The 16937-nt window shown below is 75.5% G+C and carries 12 protein-coding genes and 1 riboswitch; of the genes, 10 read left to right on the top strand and 2 right to left on the bottom strand.

What is annotated here, in order from left to right:
* Positions 1-12: 12 nt before the first annotated feature.
* Both K353_RS36030 and K353_RS23960 read left to right on the top strand, forming a co-directional pair.
* On the top strand, positions 13-2442 hold the full coding sequence (locus K353_RS36030) for an SUKH-4 family immunity protein (protein ID WP_233533791.1): 2430 nt from the start codon (positions 13-15) through the stop codon (positions 2440-2442).
* A 160-nt stretch (positions 2443-2602) separates the two neighbouring features.
* Complete coding sequence (locus tag K353_RS23960; RefSeq protein ID WP_111555624.1) at positions 2603-3910, top strand: hypothetical protein; 1308 nt, start codon at positions 2603-2605, stop codon at positions 3908-3910.
* A 12-nt stretch (positions 3911-3922) separates the two neighbouring features.
* On the opposite strand, the gene K353_RS23955 is transcribed toward K353_RS23960, so the two are convergent.
* A complete protein-coding gene (locus tag K353_RS23955; RefSeq protein ID WP_111555623.1) occupies positions 3923-5230 on the bottom strand; it encodes a nucleotide sugar dehydrogenase in 1308 nt (435 codons plus the stop codon).
* Between the two features lie 541 nt (positions 5231-5771).
* Here K353_RS23955 and mfd point away from each other — a divergent pair.
* The 4 genes from mfd (at position 5772) to K353_RS23935 (ending at position 11808) form a co-directional block, all read left to right on the top strand.
* Positions 5772-9380 carry a transcription-repair coupling factor gene (gene mfd, locus K353_RS23950; protein ID WP_111555622.1) on the top strand — a complete coding sequence of 1203 codons (3609 nt, stop codon included), beginning with the start codon at positions 5772-5774 and terminating at the stop codon, positions 9378-9380.
* Positions 9381-9583: 203 nt separating this feature from the next.
* On the top strand, positions 9584-10207 hold the full coding sequence (locus tag K353_RS23945) for a SurA N-terminal domain-containing protein (protein WP_111555621.1): 624 nt from the start codon (positions 9584-9586) through the stop codon (positions 10205-10207).
* 191 nt (positions 10208-10398) lie between these two features.
* Positions 10399-10755: a hypothetical protein gene (locus K353_RS23940; RefSeq protein ID WP_111555620.1), complete on the top strand. Its 357-nt coding sequence runs from the start codon at positions 10399-10401 to the stop codon at positions 10753-10755.
* A 57-nt stretch (positions 10756-10812) separates the two neighbouring features.
* Positions 10813-11808, top strand: coding sequence for a MazG family protein (locus K353_RS23935; RefSeq protein ID WP_111555619.1), 996 nt, complete (start codon positions 10813-10815; stop codon positions 11806-11808).
* A 13-nt stretch (positions 11809-11821) separates the two neighbouring features.
* Here K353_RS23935 and K353_RS23930 read toward each other — a convergent pair whose 3' ends face one another.
* A complete protein-coding gene (locus tag K353_RS23930; RefSeq protein ID WP_111555618.1) occupies positions 11822-12241 on the bottom strand; it encodes an SDR family NAD(P)-dependent oxidoreductase in 420 nt (139 codons plus the stop codon).
* A gap of 154 nt (positions 12242-12395) precedes the next feature.
* On the opposite strand from K353_RS23930, the gene K353_RS23925 reads away from it, so the two are divergent.
* The 4 genes from K353_RS23925 (at position 12396) to K353_RS23910 (ending at position 16918) form a co-directional block, all read left to right on the top strand.
* A complete protein-coding gene (locus K353_RS23925) occupies positions 12396-13640 on the top strand; it encodes a cytochrome P450 (RefSeq protein ID WP_111555617.1) in 1245 nt (414 codons plus the stop codon).
* A 232-nt stretch (positions 13641-13872) separates the two neighbouring features.
* Positions 13873-14071: riboswitch (cyclic di-AMP (ydaO/yuaA leader) on the top strand.
* A 3-nt stretch (positions 14072-14074) separates the two neighbouring features.
* Positions 14075-14767: a transglycosylase family protein gene (locus K353_RS36945; RefSeq protein ID WP_111555616.1), complete on the top strand. Its 693-nt coding sequence runs from the start codon at positions 14075-14077 to the stop codon at positions 14765-14767.
* A gap of 326 nt (positions 14768-15093) precedes the next feature.
* Entirely contained in the window at positions 15094-16374 is a 1281-nt protein-coding gene (gene eno / locus K353_RS23915) for a phosphopyruvate hydratase (protein WP_111555615.1), read from the top strand.
* 97 nt (positions 16375-16471) lie between these two features.
* Positions 16472-16918, top strand: a complete 447-nt coding sequence (locus K353_RS23910) for a septum formation initiator family protein (protein ID WP_233533790.1) — start codon at positions 16472-16474, stop codon at positions 16916-16918.
* Positions 16919-16937 lie beyond the last annotated feature (19 nt).

Below are 16937 nucleotides of genomic sequence, written 5' to 3'. Positions count from 1 at the left end.
GGACGAGACGTGGTGACCACGTACGCGCAGGCGCAGGAGACCGCCGAGGACTGGATCAACGCCGGGGTGCCGCGCTCGCGGCACCGCGAGGTGAAGGTCCGCGAGTTCGACCTCGGCTACGTCTGCTGGGCCGTCGACGGCAGCGAGCACGGCGGGGGCCCCGGCACCTCGCTGCGCCTGGTGATCGCCCGCGACAGCGGCGCCAGCACGCTCTGGCCGCCGCTGCCGGTCAACGAGGTGGTCCGGCAGTACGAGGAGCTGTACGGCACCGGCGCCGAGCCCAACCCGGCCGGGGCCGCCAAGCCGGTGCGCGGCGCGGTCGAGGCCACCTCCTTCCTGCTCAGCCCCCCGCAGTGGCTCCAGGAGGCCGGGGCCGCCGCTATCGCCGCCGAGGCCGACCGGCTGGCCGCGCCCGCACCCGCCGCGCCGGCGATCCCGCCGCAGGCCGCCGCGCCCGCGCCCCGGCCCCTCCCGCCGCCCGTGCCGCAGGCCGCGTCGCTGCCGGAACCCGGCGAGGAGGGCCCCAGCTACTTCACCGGCACGCCCACCCCCGTGCCCGGCACGCCCGTCCCGCCGCCGCCCGGTTCCGAGGCCGCCACCGTGCTCGCCCCCGGCCGGGCCTTCCCGGGCACGGCGCCCGGCGTGCCCGTCCCGCCCGGGGCGACGCCGCCGTACCCCGGCCCCGGCGCGCCCGTCCCGCCCGCCGCCCCGCCGTACCCGGCCGGCGGCCCGGGCACCCCGGCACCCGGCACGCCCGTGCCGCCGCCGCCCGGTGCTCCCGTCCCGCCCGTGCCCGGTGCTCCCGCGCCCTCCGCGAGCCCGGTCGACCACGCGGCCACCGTGCTCGCCACCGACGGCCCGCCCGGCCTGATGGGCCTGCCCGGCGCTCCCGGCCCCGGCGCCCCGCTGCCCGGCCCCGGCGTCCAGCTGGGCCGCGGCGGCCCCGGCGCCCCGCCGCCGCCCCCGCCGAACGAGCTGCTGCCGTCCACCGGCGGGCCCGCCCCGCGCCCCGGTGGCCGCGGCGGCCCCGGCGCACCCCCGCCGCCCCCGCCCAGCGACCTGCTGTCCGCCGCCGGCGGCCCCGCCCGGCACCCCGGCGGCCCCGGCGGCCGCGGCGGCGCGGGCGCCCCGCCACCGCCCGCCCCCGACGGGCTGCGCGCCGAGGGCGCGCCCCCGGCCGGGCCCACCGCCCACGCCGTGCCCGGGGCTCCCGCCGCTCCCGCGCCGGAGGCCGCCGCAGTCGCCCACCAGGCCACCCAGCTGGCCCCGGCGATCGAGCTGCCGCCGGGCGTGACCCCGCCGTTCCCCGGCGCGCCGCAGCAGCCGCCGTTCCAGGCGCCCCCGCCGCCGTTCCAGGCGCCCCCGCCGCCGTTCCCGGGCGGCCCGCAGGGCCACGGCCTCCCGCCGGGCGCGCCCGGCGCGCCCGGCCAGGCGCCGCCCCCGGCCGGGCCGGTGCCGCCGCCGTCCGGCCTGCCCACGGTCGGCCCCGGCACCACCGCCGTGGTCAACTACCGGGCCCCCGACGGCTCCGAGCTCAGCCTGGTGATGACCTCCGAGCTGGGCACCCCGCACCCGGAGTGGCGGGCCCTCCAGGAGCTGCGCCGCCTCGGCGTGCCCGCCGACCAGGTGCTGGAGGTGCACACCGAGCTGGAGCTGTGCGACCTGCCCAGCGGCTACTGCTCCCGGATGGTGCGGGCGTCCTGGCCGAACGCCCGGATCAGCCACACCGCCCCGTACGGCCGCGACGCCGCCGCCCGGCAGGCCGGGATGAACGTGCTGCAGGAGCACGTCGAGCAGCTGCACCAGCTGGTGTCCGCCCCGCACCGCCCGCGCACCGTCCGGGCGCCGCTGCCCGCGCCCGGCGCCGTCCCGCAGCTGCCGCCCCCGCCGCCGCAGCAGCTCGCGGCGGAGTTCGGCGCGATGTTCGGCCCGTCGATGTTCCGGTTCGAGCAGCGCGCGGTGGCCCGCCAGGGGGTGCCGGAGCAGGTCGCCCAGATCCTGATGTGGGTCGGCCTGCCCCGCGAGTTCACGCCGTTCTTCTGGGCCCAGGCCCAGGAGGGCCGCCCCATCCCGACGCTGGCCGAGCTCGCCGCCGAGCGCGGCCTGCCGCCGGGCCCGGACTTCGGCGGCTACCTGGTGCTCGGCAACGACTACGGCCGCCAGCTGTGCGTCCAGTACGGGACCGCCGCGGTGGTCGCCGTCGACGTCGAGAACCCGGCCGAGCCGCCGCGCTTCGTCAACTCCGGGGTTCCCGAGTTCGCGGCCTGCCTGGCCGCGCTGGCCCGGATGTGGCACCTGCGCCACGGCCTCAACCCCGAGCAGGCCGGTCGCTGGACCACCGACTTCCAGGCCCAGCTGCTGGCGGTCGACCCGGCCGCCGTGCACACCCCCGAGAGCTGGTGGGCGGTCCTGGTGGAACAGCTCTGGGACGGCCTGCTCTGACCCCGCCCCGCGCGGCCGGTTCGCCCGGCCGCGCGGTGGTCCCTGTTTGGTTTGCGTTCGTATCTGCGCAAAATAGGTCAATGGGACGGTTCGCCCGCCCCACCAGAACCACGCACCCGGCGGGGCCGCGCAGCCCGCGAGCACGAGGAGAACAGCCGAAATGAGCGACGCCGTGTCCCAGTACGGCTTCACCCCGTCCAGGCGCGGCTACGCGCCCGACCAGGTCGACGCGGCGGTCACCGCGCTCAGCCGTGCCCGAGACGAGGCGTGGGAGCGGCTCAGCGTCCTGGGCGGCGGGCTGCGCGAGATGGAGAAGCGCCTGGCCGACATCCAGCAGGCCGCCGAGGAGGCCCCCGACCCCGACTTCGGGGAGCTCAGCGACCAGGCCGCGGCCCTGCTCGGCATCGCCCTCAACGAGGCCGACGCCATCCACGCCAAGGCCGAGCGGGCCGGCGAGGACGCCCGGGACGCCGCCCACGAGACCGGTGAGGCCGCCGCCAGGGCGGCCGAGGAGTACGCCGCCAAGCTGCGCGAGGAGACCGACCGGTTCGTCCGCCGCACCGACGAGCGCAGCCGCGCCGAGGCCGAGCGGATCCGGGCCGAGGCGGACGCCGAGGCCCGCGCCCTGGTGCACGCCGCGACCGGCCACGCCGCCCGGGTCCGGGTCGCCGCCGCGAACGCCTCCGAGCAGTCCGAGGCCACCCTCGCCGAGCGCCGCCGCAAGGCCGACGAGGACTTCACCGCCGCCGAGGCCGCCGCCGACGCCGCCGTGGCCAAGGTCACCGCCGCGGCCGACGCCCGGGTCAAGGAGGCCGAGCAGCACCGCGAGGCGATGCTGGCGGAGGCCCGCCGCCTCGACACCGAGGCCCAGGCCAAGGCGGACGCCGCGCTCGGCGCCGCGCGGGAGAAGGCCGCCCGGATCAAGGCCGCCAGCGAGCGCGAGCAGGCCGACTTCACCAAGCGCCTCGACAAGGTCCAGACCCACCTCGACCACATCAAGGGCACCCTCGCCTCCCTCACCGGCGCCGCCGTCGGCGCGATCGAGGACCCGGAGGACGCGGCGGAGGCCGTCGCGGCCAAGAAGGCCGACCTCACCAAGGCCCCGGCGGCCGACCAGCCCACCACCGTCCTGGGCCCGGTCAAGACCGCGGCCAAGCCCCGGCAGGACGACCCCCGCAAGCCCTACACCCCGACGGTCCCCGCCGAGATCCCGGCCCCGCCGGCCAAGCCCGCGAGCTTCGCCAAGGACCCGGTCCCGCCGAAGCCCGCCACCGCGCCCGAGCAGCCCGCGGCCGCGCCCGAGCAGCCCGCCACCGCGCCCGACCAGCCCGCCACCGCGCCCGACCAGCCGGGGGCCGCGCCCGAGGCCGCCGCCGAGCGGCGCATCGTCCCCAAGATCGTCATCGTCGACGACGGCATCGACCACGACACCCGCCCCGACCGCAACCGCATCCAGCGCCGGGGCTGAGCCGGGCGCCGGCTACAGCACCTCGACCGCCGCCCCCGTCAGGCGGCGGCGGCAGTCGAGGACGTAGCGGGCGTGGGCGGTGACGGCCGCGTAGTCGAACTCGTCGTGGTCGGCGAGCAGCAGGACGGCGTCGGCGGCGGCCAGCTCCTCGGGGGTGGCCTCGACGCGGTGGACGGCGGCCAGCGGGCCGCCCTCGTGGGCGGGGGTGCGCTGGCCGGGGACGTGCGGCTCGGCGACGTGGACGCCCGCGACGACGTGCGGGTCGGCGGCCCGGACCTCGGCGCCCTGCCGGGTGAGCAGGTCGACGATCCGGGCCGCCGGGGTCTCCCGGGCGTCGCCGGTGTTGGCCTTGTAGGCGAGGCCCAGGATCAGCACCCGCGAGCCGTTCACGCTGCGGCGGCGCTGGTTGAGCGCCTCGGTGAGCCGCCGCACCACGTAGTCGGGCATGTGGCTGTTGACGTCGTTGGCGAGCTCCACGAACCGGAAGGACTGGCCGAGGGCGCGCTCGACCCGCCAGGACAGGTACGAGGGGTCGATCGGCAGGCAGTGCCCGCCGACCCCCGGGCCCGGGGTGAAGCGCAGGAAGCCGAAGGGCTTGGTGGAGGCCGCGTCGATGGCCTCCCAGACGTCGATGCCGAGGTCGTGGGCGAACATCGCCAGCTCGTTGACCAGCGCGATGTTCACGTGCCGGAAGGTGTTCTCCAGCAGCTTGGTGAGCTCGGCCTCCTTGCAGGAGGAGACCGGCACGGTCCGCTCGACCAGCTGCCCGTAGAAGGCGGCGACGGCGGCCAGGCCCTCGGGGGTGGTGCCGGAGACCACCTTGGGGGTGTTCTCCAGCTTCCACACCGGGTTGCCCGGGTCGATCCGCTCCGGGCTGTAGCCGAGGTGGAAGTCGGCCCCGGCCCGCAGCCCGGAGCCGGCCTCCAGCAGCGGGGCGAGCAGCTCCTCCGTGGTGCCGGGGTAGGTGGTGGACTCCAGCACCACCGTCGCCCCGGGCCGCAGGTGCCGCCCCAGCAGCCTCGCCGAGGACTCGATGTACGACAGGTCGGGGACGCCGTCGCGCAGCGGCGTCGGCACGGTGATCACCGCGACGTCGAAGTCCGCGACGTCGGCGGGCGCGGCGGTGGGCAGGTACGCCCCGGAGTCGAGCAGCGGGCGCAGCCGCTCCCCGGGGATGTCCTCGACGTACGACTCGCCGACCGCGAGCCGCTTGATCCGGCGTTCGTCCACGTCGTACCCGACGACCCGGTGGCCCACCTCGGCGGCGCGCACCGCGAGTGGGAGTCCGACATAGCCCTGACCTGCGATGACCACGCGCATGACGAAGCAAACCCCCTGGAAATGACCGGCGTCCCCACACCTTCTTCACACGAGGGTACGGAGCGCCGCGCCTCGCGCGGGCGGCTTCGCCGGAAGTGGTGCGGGCGGGGCGCGCGGGGCCCGGAACGCCAGGACGCCGAGACCCGCGGCGCCGCCCGGGAGCGGGCGCCGCGGTCCTCGGCGTGAGTGGCACGGGCGCCCCCACCCAGGGCCGCCCGGCCTTCGCACTCCCGACCCCCATCGAGGTGCGATCGCGCTTCCACAGCCATCCCCCACGGTTGGATGCGGCCTGCGCTGACATCCATGGTGCGCGGTGACCATGGACGCACAGTGACAGCAGTGTGTCGGCCGCATGATCTCTGGACGAGCCGGACCGGATACCGGTGAGTCGCCCCGGCGCCGCCGTCGGGACGCCGCGCCGCGTGCGCGGCGGCGGCGCGGCGTAGGCTGGACACCCCCCGGGCGCACCGCGTTCCGGGCCTGTCGCGCTGCCCGGCCGTCCCCTGTGCCGGGCCACTCCCCGTCGTGGAGAAACTGACGTATGAGCCTGTCCGGACTGCTGGATGTCGTCGTACGGGACGCCGCCCTCGCCGAGGCGATCGAGGCGGCGGCCACGGGGCACCGGCAGCACCTCGACCTGGTCGGGCCGCCCGCCGCCCGGCCGTTCGCGATCGCGGCGCTGGCCCGGTCGCTGGCCGCCCGCGCCGGCGCGAGCGGCCGACCGGTGCTGGCCGTGACCGCCACCGGCCGGGAGGCCGAGGACCTCGCGGCCTCGCTGCGCTCGCTGCTGCCGCCCGACGCGGTCGCCGACTTCCCGGCCTGGGAGACGCTGCCGCACGAGCGGCTCTCCCCGCGCTCGGACACCGTCGGCCGCCGCCTCGCCGTGCTGCGCCGGATCGTCCACCCGCGCGCCGACGACCCGGCGGCCGGGCCGGTGCAGGTGGTGGTGGCGCCGGTGCGCAGCGTGCTCCAGCCGCAGGTCAAGGGGCTGGCCGAGCTGGAGCCGGTGGCGCTGCGGCGCGGCGAGCAGCACGACCTGGACGAGGTGGCCCGCGGGCTGGCGGCCGCCGCCTACGCCCGGGTCGAACTGGTCGAGAAGCGCGGCGAGTTCGCGGTGCGCGGCGGCATCCTGGACGTCTTCCCGCCGACCGAGGAGCACCCGCTGCGGGTGGAGTTCTGGGGCGACGACGTCGAGGAGATCCGCTACTTCAAGGTCGCCGACCAGCGGTCCCTGGAGGTCGCCGAGCACGGCCTGTGGGCGCCGCCCTGTCGGGAGCTGCTGCTGACCGACCAGGTGCGCGCGAGGGCCGCCGCCCTGGCCGCCGCCCACCCCGAGCTGGGCGAGATCCTGGACAAGATCGCGCAGGGTATCGCGGTCGAGGGCATGGAGTCGCTGGCCCCGGTGCTGGTGGACGACATGGAGCTGCTGCTGGACGTGCTGCCGGCCGGCTCGATCGCCGTGGTCTGCGACCCGGAGCGGGTCCGCACCCGGGCCGCCGACCTGGTCGCCACCAGCCAGGAGTTCCTGGCCGCGTCCTGGGTGGCCGCCGCGGCGGGCGCCGACCGCCCGATCGACCTGGAGGCGATCGACGTCTCGGCCGCCTCGCTGTGGTCGCTGGCGGACGTCCGCGAGCACGCCGCCGGGATCGGCCTGCCGTGGTGGTCGGTCAGCCCGTTCGCGACCAGCGACTCCACGGTCTCCGACATGCTCGAATTCGACGCGGACACCCTCACCCTGGGCATGCACGCCGTCGAGGCGTACCGCGGCGACACCGCGCGGGCGATCGCCGACGCCAAGGACCGCCTCGCCGACGACTGGCGGGTGGTGATGGTCACCGAGGGCCACGGCCCGGCCTCCCGGCTGGCCGAGGTGCTCGGCAACGAGGGCATCGCGGCCCGCCTGGTCGCCGACCTCGCCGAGGCCCCCACCCGGGACGTGGTGTACGTCTCCTGCGGCTCGATCGAGCACGGCTTCGTCGACGAGGAGCTGAAGCTCACCGTCATCACCGAGACCGACCTCTCCGGCCAGCGGTCCTCCACCAAGGACATGCGCCGGATGCCGTCCCGCCGCCGCAACGCGATCGACCCGCTGGCGCTGGCGGCCGGCGACTACGTGGTGCACGAGCAGCACGGCGTCGGCCGGTACGTGGAGATGGTGCAGCGCACCGTCCAGGGCGCGACCCGCGAGTACCTGGTGCTGGAGTACGCGCCCGCCAAGCGCGGCCACCCCGGCGACCGGCTGTTCGTGCCGACCGACCAGCTCGACCAGGTCACCAAGTACGTCGGCGGCGAGGCCCCGACGCTGCACCGCCTGGGCGGCGCGGACTGGGCGAAGACCAAGCAGCGGGCCAAGAAGGCCGTCAAGGAGATCGCCGCCGACCTGATCAAGCTGTACTCGGCCCGGATGGCGGCCCCCGGCCACGCCTTCGGCCCGGACACCCCCTGGCAGCGCGAACTGGAGGACGCCTTCCCGTACGCGGAGACGCCCGACCAGCTGACCACCATCGGCGAGGTCAAGGCCGACATGGAGAAGTCCGTCCCGATGGACCGGCTGATCTGCGGCGACGTCGGCTACGGCAAGACCGAGATCGCCGTGCGGGCGGCCTTCAAGGCCGTCCAGGACGGCAAGCAGGTCGCCGTGCTGGTGCCGACCACGCTGCTGGTGCAGCAGCACTTCTCGACCTTCGCCGAGCGGTACGCCAACTTCCCGGTCACCGTGAAGGCGCTCTCCCGGTTCCAGACCGACACCGAGGCGAAGGCCGTGCTGGAGGGCCTGTTCGAGGGCTCGGTGGACGTGGTGATCGGTACCCACCGGCTGTTCTCCTCGGAGACCAGGTTCAAGGACCTGGGCCTGGTCATCGTCGACGAGGAGCAGCGCTTCGGCGTCGAGCACAAGGAGCAGCTGAAGAAGCTGCGGGCCAACGTCGACGTGCTGACCATGTCCGCGACCCCGATCCCGCGCACCCTGGAGATGGCGGTCACCGGCATCCGCGAGATGTCCACCATCACCACCCCGCCGGAGGAGCGGCACCCGGTGCTGACCTTCGTCGGCCCGTACGACGAGAAGCAGATCGCCGCCGCGGTCCGGCGCGAACTCCTGCGCGAGGGCCAGGTGTTCTACATCCACAACCGGGTCGAGTCGATCGACAAGGCGGCGGCCCGGCTGAAGGACCTGGTGCCGGAGGCCCGGGTGGCCACCGCGCACGGGCAGATGGGGGAGACCCAGCTGGAGAAGGTCGTCGTCGACTTCTGGGAGAAGGAGTTCGACGTCCTGGTCTCCACCACCATCGTGGAGTCCGGCATCGACATCTCCAACGCCAACACCCTGATCGTGGAGCGCGGCGACACCTTCGGCCTCTCCCAGCTGCACCAGCTGCGCGGCCGGGTCGGCCGCGGCCGCGAGCGCGGCTACGCCTACATGCTGTACCCGCCGGAGAAGCCGCTCACCGAGACCGCGCACGAGCGCCTCGCCACCATCGCCCAGCACACCGAGATGGGCGCGGGCATGTACGTCGCGATGAAGGACCTGGAGATCCGCGGCGCGGGCAACCTGCTCGGCGGCGAGCAGTCCGGACACATCGCGGGCGTCGGCTTCGACCTCTACATGCGGATGGTCGGCGAGGCGGTGGCCGAGTTCCGCGACGCGCTGGAGGCGGGCGGCGGCGAGCCGGAGGAGGAGCCGCTGGAGGTGAAGATCGAACTCCCGGTGGACGCGCACGTCCCGCACGACTACGCGCCGGGGGAGCGGCTGCGCCTCCAGGCGTACCGCTCGATCGCGGCGGTCAACTCGGAGGACGACATCGCGCAGGTCCGCGAGGAGCTGACCGACCGCTACGGCAAGCTGCCCGAACCGGTGGAGAACCTGCTGCTGGTGGCCGGACTGCGGCTGTTCGCCCGGCGCTGCGGCATCGGCGACATCACCCTCCAGGGCACCTTCGTCCGCTTCGGCCCGGTCGACCTGCGGGAGTCCCAGCAACTGCGGCTCAACCGGCTCTACCCGCGCACCCAGACCAAGTCCGCCGCCCGGCAGCTGCTGGTGCCGCGCCCCGGCAGCGGCGGCCGGATCGGCGGCAAGCCGCTGGTCGGACGGGAGCTGCTCTCCTGGTGCGCCGAGTTCCTGAGCACCATGTTCGAGGACCTCAAGCGCTGACGCGGCGACCGCGCAGCGCCCGCGGGGGCGCCGGAGCACGGCCGGACGGCGTCCCCGGCGCCCCCGTCCCGCACCGGGCGCGGGCGGGCGCCGCGCCCGGCGGGCGCGGGGGTCTGGCACCCGGGGGCGGGGCTCAATAGTGTTCGTCCCAGCCACGTACGCAGAGCACCACCGGACCGCGCTCCACCGCCCAGGAGGCCCCAGTGATCCGCACCAGCTCCCCCCGCCGACTGCGGGCCGCCCTCGGCGTCGCGGTCGCCGCCGCCGCGCTCACCGCCTGCGGCGGGGCACCGGCGCACCAGGGGGCCGCCGCCGTGGTCGGCGGCGACCGGATCAGCATCGCCCAGGTCGAGGCCCGGGTCGCCGCCGTCCGGGACGGCGCCGCGCAGGACGGGGCCGCCACCGAGGAGCAGCCCGGCCTGGCCCGGCACGCGGTCTCCGACCTGGTGCTCGGCAAGGTGGTCGCCCGGGCCCTGGCGGACCGCCGGCTCGACGTCAGCCAGAGCGAGGTGGACCGGGCCCGGACCGCGGACGCCCGGACCGTCGGCAGCGAGGAAAAGCTCGCCGAACTGCTGCGCGCCAAGCAGGGCGTCCCGACCGGCGACGTCGACGGCTTCTACCGCCAGCAGATCGGCCTGATGAAGCTGGCCGGCGGCCAGGACCCGAACGGCGCCGAGGGCGACGCCGCGATCCGCAAGGCGCTGGTCGACGCCGGCACCGCCCTGCACATCGAGGTCAATCCGCGCTACGGCAGCTGGGACACCGCCCGGATCGGCCTCACCGACAGCACCGAGGACTGGCTGCCGAAGACCGTCCGGACGCTCTGACCGCAGCGCCGGTACGGCACACCGGCCCGGCACACCGGCCCGGCACACCGGCCCGTTCCGCTCCGGCCCGGCCTGCGCCGGACGGGTGAGCGGCCCCGCGCCACCGCCGTGTCCCCCGGGCGGGCCCGGCCGGGCCGGTGAGGCTGTGGGGCAGCCCTGCCCCTCCGTCGCACCGGTTGCGAGGTCCGTCCGTGCTCCAGCGCCGTTCCCCCCTGTCGAGGAGGCTGCGCGCGCTGTGCGCGGTCCTGCCCGCCGCCGCCGGACTGCTCCTGCCGCTCGCCGCGTCCCCCGCCGCGTCCGCCGTGCCGCCCGGGCCGCGCCCGGCGGTGGTCCGGGCGGCGGCGGTCCGGCCGGCCCACCCGGGCCCGGCGACCGCCGCCCGGCCGGTGGCGGCCGCCGACCCGGCCCCGGCCCCGGGCGCGCCGGAGGGCAGCCGCCTCCCCGGGACCGGCAGCGCCGGCGCCCTCCCGCTGATCGGCCTGGCCGCCCTCGGCTGCGCCCTGGCCGGCCTGCTGGTGCTGCTCTCCAGGGCCCGCCGCCGGCACTGACCCCGCGCCGGGCGGGCACGTCCCGCGCGGCCGGCGCCTCCCGGTAGGTTCGACCCCGTGGAGACTCCGAAGCTGATCCTGCTGACCACCACCCACCGCGTCGCCCCCGGCCTGCTGTCCTGGCCCGCCTGGGAGGCGCTCCGGTCCGCGCCGAAGGTGCTGGCCGGGGTCGCGGACCACCCGCAGCTGGCCGCGCTGCGGGCGGCGGGCGTCGAGCCGGAGGTGATCGAGCGGCCCCCGGCCCCGGCGCTGGCCCGGCGGCTGCTGGCCGAGGCCCCGGCGCTCTGGCTGGAGAGCCCGGACGGCGACCCGGGGCTGACGGACGCGCTGGCCCGGATCGCGGTGGAGGAGGCCGGCGAGCACCCGGAGATCGAACTGCTGCCGGGCTCGTACGACCTGCCGGGCGCCCGGCTGCTGGACCTGGCCTCCGTGATGGACCGGCTGCGCTCGCCCGGCGGCTGCCCGTGGGACGCCGAGCAGACCCACCGGAGCCTGGTGAAGTACCTGGTGGAGGAGGCGTTCGAGCTGGTCGAGGCGATCGAGGAGGGCGACCGGGAGACCCTGCGCGAGGAACTCGGCGACGTGCTGCTCCAGGTGTTCTTCCACGCCCGGATCGCCGAGGAGGACGCCGAGGACCCGTTCTCGATCGACGACGTCGCGGGCGACCTCGTCGAGAAGCTGATGTACCGCCACCCGCACGTGTTCGGCGACGTGAGCGTGTCCGGCTCCGCCGAGACCGAGGCCAACTGGGAGCAGCTGAAGGCGGCCGAGAAGCAGCGCGAGTCGGTGCTGGACGGCGTCCCGGCGGGCCTGCCCGCGCTGGCGTACGCGGCGAAGCTGGTGTCCCGGGTGCGCCGGGCGCACTTCACCGCCGTGCCGGACGCGCCGTACGAGCTGCCGGCCGAGCTGACCGCGGAGTCGGCGGGCGAGCTGCTGCTGGCGGTCGCGCAGCGCGGCTACGACCGGGGGGTGGACGTGGACGCGGCGCTGCGGGCGGCGGCCCGCCGCTACCGCGCGGCGGTCCGCTCCGCCGAGGGCCTGCCCGAGAAGTGACGAGGGGGGCGGGCTAGCCGGCCAGCGGGACGTCCGCGACGGGCCGGCGCTGGGCCGGGATCACCTCGCCGATGGCCTCGCCGACCAGGGCGAGCAGTTCGGCCAGCGGGTCGAGGTGGAGGGGCAGTTCGGCGAGCTGGACGATCCGCTCGCCGTCCGGCCCGGCCACCGCGAACAGGTCGATCGGGCCCAGGTGCTTGACGGCGGTGTCGACCAGCGCGGCGATGTCCGCCGGGCGGTGGACGTCGCCGGAGACGCCGACCACCGGGCAGCCGGGGCGGTCGAGTTCGGCGGCCAGGTCCTCGGCGACGCCGGGGCGCAGATCGGCGATGAGCAGACCGGCGGCGCCGGCGGCGGAGAACCTGCGGGCCAGGTCGGCCCCCGAGCCTCCGTCGAGCACCGCGATGACCACCACTGCACCGGCTACTCGCATGGTCAGCTCCCCTTTCCGAGCGAACCCGTGGCCGGCCCGCACGCCGCCCACTGTGGTTATCGGAGGATCGTAGGCTCGCCCCGACGCTCCGCAACAGGGAATACCCACCAGGTGACCAGACTCACGCGGTGGCGCTTCCGGATACGGTCAAGACATGCCAGATCAGCCCCACGCCGCCCACCCGCAACTCTTCACCTGGGAGTTCGCGGCCGACCCCTACCCGGCGTACGCCTGGCTGCGGGAGCACGCGCCGGTGCACCGCACCACCCTGCCGAGCGGGGTCGACGCCTGGCTGGTCACCCGCTACGCGGACGCCCGGCAGGCGCTGGCGGACGCCCGGCTCTCCAAGAACCCGGCGCACCACAGCGAACAGGCCCACCGCAGCGGCCGGGTCGGCATCCCCGGCGAACGGCAGGCCGACCTGATGACCCACCTGCTGAACATCGACCCGCCCGACCACACCCGGCTGCGCCGGCTGGTCTCCAAGGCGTTCACCCCACGCCGGGTGGCCGCGTTCGAGCCGCGGGTGCAGCAGCTCACCGACCGGCTGATCGACTCCTTCGCGGCCCGCGGCGAGGCCGACCTGATCCACGAGTTCGCCTTCCCGCTCCCCATCTACGCGATCTGCGACCTGCTCGGCGTCCCCGAGGAGGACCAGGACGACCTGCGAGACTGGGCCGGCATGATGATCCGGCATACCGGCGGCAAGAGGGGAGGGGTGGGCCGCGCGGTCAAGCAGATCCGCGGCTACCTGGCCGACCTGATCCACCGCAAGCGGGCCGACCTCGGCGACGACCTGATCTCCGGCCTGATCCGGGCCGGTGACCACGGCGAGCACCTGACCGAGAACGAGGCCGCGGCGATGGCCTTCATCCTGCTGTTCGCCGGCTTCGAGACCACCATCAACCTCATCGGCAACGGGATGCACGCGCTGCTGCGCGACCCCGGCCAGCTCACCCTGCTGCAGGACTCGCTGGCCCGCGGCGAGTCCGGCCTGCTGGCCACCGGGATCGAGGAACTCCTGCGCTACGACGGCCCGGTGGAGCTGGCGACCTGGCGCTTCGCCACCGCGCCGCTGACCATCGGCGGGGTGGACGTCCCGGTCGGCGACCCGGTGCTGGTGGTGCTGGCCGCGGCGGACCGCGACCCGGCCCGGTTCGCCGCCGAGAACACCCTCGACCTGGCCCGGCAGGACAATCCGCACCTGGGTTTCGGCCACGGCATCCACTACTGCATCGGCGCCCCGCTGGCCCGGCTTGAGGGGCAGCGCGCGATCGGCAGCCTGCTGACCAGGCTCCCGGACGTCCGGCTGGCCGCCGATCCGGCCGAGCTGCGCTGGCGGGGCGGGCTGATCATGCGCGGCCTGCGCGACCTCCCGGTCTCCTTCACGCCCCGCTGACGCCGTTTCAGCGCCCGCGACACGCCGCCGCGCCCGGCCGGCGACGCGCCGGGGCGGGCGCGCGCGTCGCACTCCCGTCCGGGACGAATCCGGACATACCTGGATCGTTCGCCGACGAATGGAGAATTTCCGTGATTTCGGCGTGATCATGGTGATATGAGCTTGTGATTGCTCGTCAGCTTTGCTTACTCTCCGACATGCCCGCAGCTGCGGGCCCCGATCGCGGCACGCCGAGTCCTGTCCGCCGCGTCCTCGGGCCACCGACCAGGTACCGGACAGGAGTGGGGGAACCAGTGTGAACGCCGTAGTCCCAACGGCTTGGGGTGAAGCCGCCGAGCAACGGGCGCAAGCGCGCCCGGACCGTCCGGCGGCCGGGCCAGCCTCCCGGTCCGAACCCGACAGCTCACCTCGCAGGCGTGCGGAGAGGATGTCCCGTGCTGTTCACCCACACTGCTCGTCACCCCCGTAGTACCAAGGCCGAGAAGGTCATCGCCGCCGCCGGCGTGGCCTCGGTCGGCCTGGCACTCCCCCTGTTGGCCGCCACCGGGGCGGTCGCGGCACCCGTCGACACCTGGGACCGCGTGGCCCAGTGCGAGAGCGGCGGGAACTGGGGCATCAACACCGGGAACGGGTTCTTCGGCGGCCTGCAGTTCACCTCCTCCACCTGGCGCGCCTACGGCGGCGGCCAGTACGCGGCCCGCGCCGACCAGGCCAGCCGCTCCCAGCAGATCGCGGTGGCCGAGCGGGTGCTCGCCTCCCAGGGCCCCGGCGCCTGGCCGGTCTGCTCCAAGCGGGCCGGACTGGTCAAGGGCGGCGCGCCCGCCGAGGTGTCCGCCGACACCGCCTCGCGCTCCGAGGAGCGCCCGGCCGCCCCCCGGCAGCCGCAGGACGCGCCGTCGAAGCGGCCGGCCGAGACCGCCGCCGACCCCCAGGACGCGCCCCAGGCCCCCCAGCCGGCCCCGCAGGGCGCCGCCGGCGGCTACACCGTCCAGGGCGGCGACACGCTCTCCGCCATCGCCGCCGCGCAGCACGTGGCCGGCGGCTGGGAGTGGATCTACCGGGCGAACCGGCAGCTGATCGGCGCCGACCCCGACCTGATCCTGCCCGGACAGGTGCTCGCCCTCTGACGCCGGGGCCCGCGCCGGACCCGGCACCCGGCTCGGCATCCGGTCCGGCACCCGGTCCGGCATCCGGGACGCGAGGCCCGCGGACCTGACGAGGTCCCGCCGCCGCCCCGACGGGGGCCGCGTCCCCTGACGCCCCGTCCGCTCCCGGCGCGCGCCGAGCAGTTCGCGCCACCGGGAGCGGCGGACCGGCCGTCAAACAGGTGAACTACCGGCGAGTAGCCGGGCCACAGCGTGAGACGGGGCCCGGCCGGGCGTGGCCGCGGCGCGCTGTGCGGCTAGGCTCTGGTCGTAACGACCACACATCCGCTTCCGCTAGGAGATGCCTCGTGCCGTCCATTGATGTCGTCGTAGCCCGTGAGATCCTCGACTCCCGCGGCAACCCCACGGTCGAGGTCGAGGTCGGTCTCGACGACGGCAGCACCGGTCGCGCGGCCGTCCCGTCGGGTGCCTCCACCGGTGCCTTCGAGGCGCTGGAGCTCCGCGACGGCGACAAGAACCGCTACTTCGGCAAGGGCGTCGAGAAGGCCGTCCTCGCCGTGATCGAGCAGATCGGCCCCGAGCTGGTCGGCTACGACGCCACCGAGCAGCGCCTGATCGACCAGGCCATGCTCGACCTGGACGCCACCCCGGACAAGTCCTCGCTCGGCGCCAACGCCATCCTCGGCGTCTCGCTCGCCGTGGCGCACGCCGCCTCCGAGGCCAGCGACCTGCCGCTGTTCCGCTACCTGGGCGGCCCGAACGCCCACGTGCTGCCCGTCCCGATGATGAACATCCTCAACGGCGGCTCGCACGCGGACTCCAACGTCGACATCCAGGAGTTCATGATCGCCCCGATCGGCGCGGAGTCCTTCTCCGAGGCCGTCCGCTGGGGCGTCGAGGTCTACCACACCCTCAAGGGCGTGCTGAAGGAGCGCGGGCTCTCCACCGGCCTGGGCGACGAGGGCGGCTTCGCCCCGAACCTGGACTCCAACCGCGAGGCCCTCGACCTCATCACCGAGGCCATCAAGAAGGCCGGCTACACCCCGGGCAAGGACGTCGCGCTCGCCCTGGACGTCGCCGCCTCCGAGTTCTACAAGGACGGCGCCTACCAGTTCGAGGGCAAGGCGCTCTCCGCCGCCGACCTGATCTCGTACTACGCCGAGCTGGTCGCCGACTACCCGCTGGTCTCCATCGAGGACCCGCTGGACGAGTCGGACTGGGACGGCTGGAAGGCCATCACCGACGCGCTGGGCGACAAGGTCCAGCTGGTCGGCGACGACCTGTTCGTCACCAACCCGGAGCGCCTGCGCAAGGGCATCGAGACCGGCACCGCCAACGCCCTGCTGGTCAAGGTCAACCAGATCGGCTCGCTCACCGAGACCCTGGACGCCGTCGAGCTGGCCCAGCGCAACGGCTACCGCTGCATGATGTCGCACCGCTCCGGCGAGACCGAGGACGTCACCATCGCCGACCTCGCCGTCGCCACCAACTGCGGCCAGATCAAGACCGGCGCCCCGGCCCGCTCCGAGCGCGTCGCCAAGTACAACCAGCTGCTGCGCATCGAGGAGATCCTCGACGACGCCGCCGAGTACGCGGGCCGCTCCTCCTTCCCGCGCTTCAAGGGCTGAACCCCGCGACGGGCGGACGCCTGTTGTGACCGGTGCCCCGGCTCCCACCGCGTAGGGTGGGGGCCGGGGCACCGGCATGCGCAGGAGGGGTGAGCAGATGGCCAAGTGGAGGATTCCCGGGTTGGCGGCGCGACCGCGCTTCACCAGCCGGGCCACCGTGCTGGTGCTCGTGCTCTGCTCGCTGGTGGCGATACTGGCCTACCCCGCCCGGCAGTACATCGCCCAGCGCGGCGAGATCGCCGACCAGCGGGCCAAGGCCGAGCACGCCCGCCGGCAGGTCGACGAGCTGCGCCGGGAGAAGGCCCGCTGGCAGGACCCGGAGTACGTCAAGGCGCAGGCCCGCGAGCGGCTGCACTACGCGCTGCCCGGCGAGACCCCGTTCGTCTCGGTCTCCCCGCCGCCCGCGCCCGGCGCCAAGCCCTCCTCGACGGACGCCGCGGCCGGCCGGCCGAAGGCCGTCAAACCCTGGTACGCCGCGCTCTGGGACTCGGTGGACGCCGCCGACGCCGCCGACGCGGCGCCCGCACCGCGGCCGGCCCCCTGAAGCCCCCGCCCGCCCCTCG

The organism is Kitasatospora sp. SolWspMP-SS2h (assembly GCF_003259315.1).
Classification (GTDB): Bacteria; Actinomycetota; Actinomycetes; order Streptomycetales; family Streptomycetaceae; genus Kitasatospora; species Kitasatospora fiedleri.
This window is presented reverse-complemented; position numbering and strand designations above follow the sequence as displayed.

Excerpts from the sequence above, each read along its gene's own strand:
- K353_RS23960 (WP_111555624.1), top strand. The coding sequence starts at position 2,603 with ATGAGCGACGCCGTGTCCCAGTACGGCTTCACCCCGTCCAGGCGCGGC.
- K353_RS23955 (WP_111555623.1), bottom strand. The coding sequence starts at position 5,230 with ATGCGCGTGGTCATCGCAGGTCAGGGCTATGTCGGACTCCCACTCGCG.
- mfd (WP_111555622.1), top strand. The coding sequence starts at position 5,772 with ATGAGCCTGTCCGGACTGCTGGATGTCGTCGTACGGGACGCCGCCCTC.
- K353_RS23930 (WP_111555618.1), bottom strand. The coding sequence starts at position 12,241 with ATGCGAGTAGCCGGTGCAGTGGTGGTCATCGCGGTGCTCGACGGAGGC.
- K353_RS23925 (WP_111555617.1), top strand. The coding sequence starts at position 12,396 with ATGCCAGATCAGCCCCACGCCGCCCACCCGCAACTCTTCACCTGGGAG.
- K353_RS23910 (WP_233533790.1), top strand. The coding sequence starts at position 16,472 with ATGGCCAAGTGGAGGATTCCCGGGTTGGCGGCGCGACCGCGCTTCACC.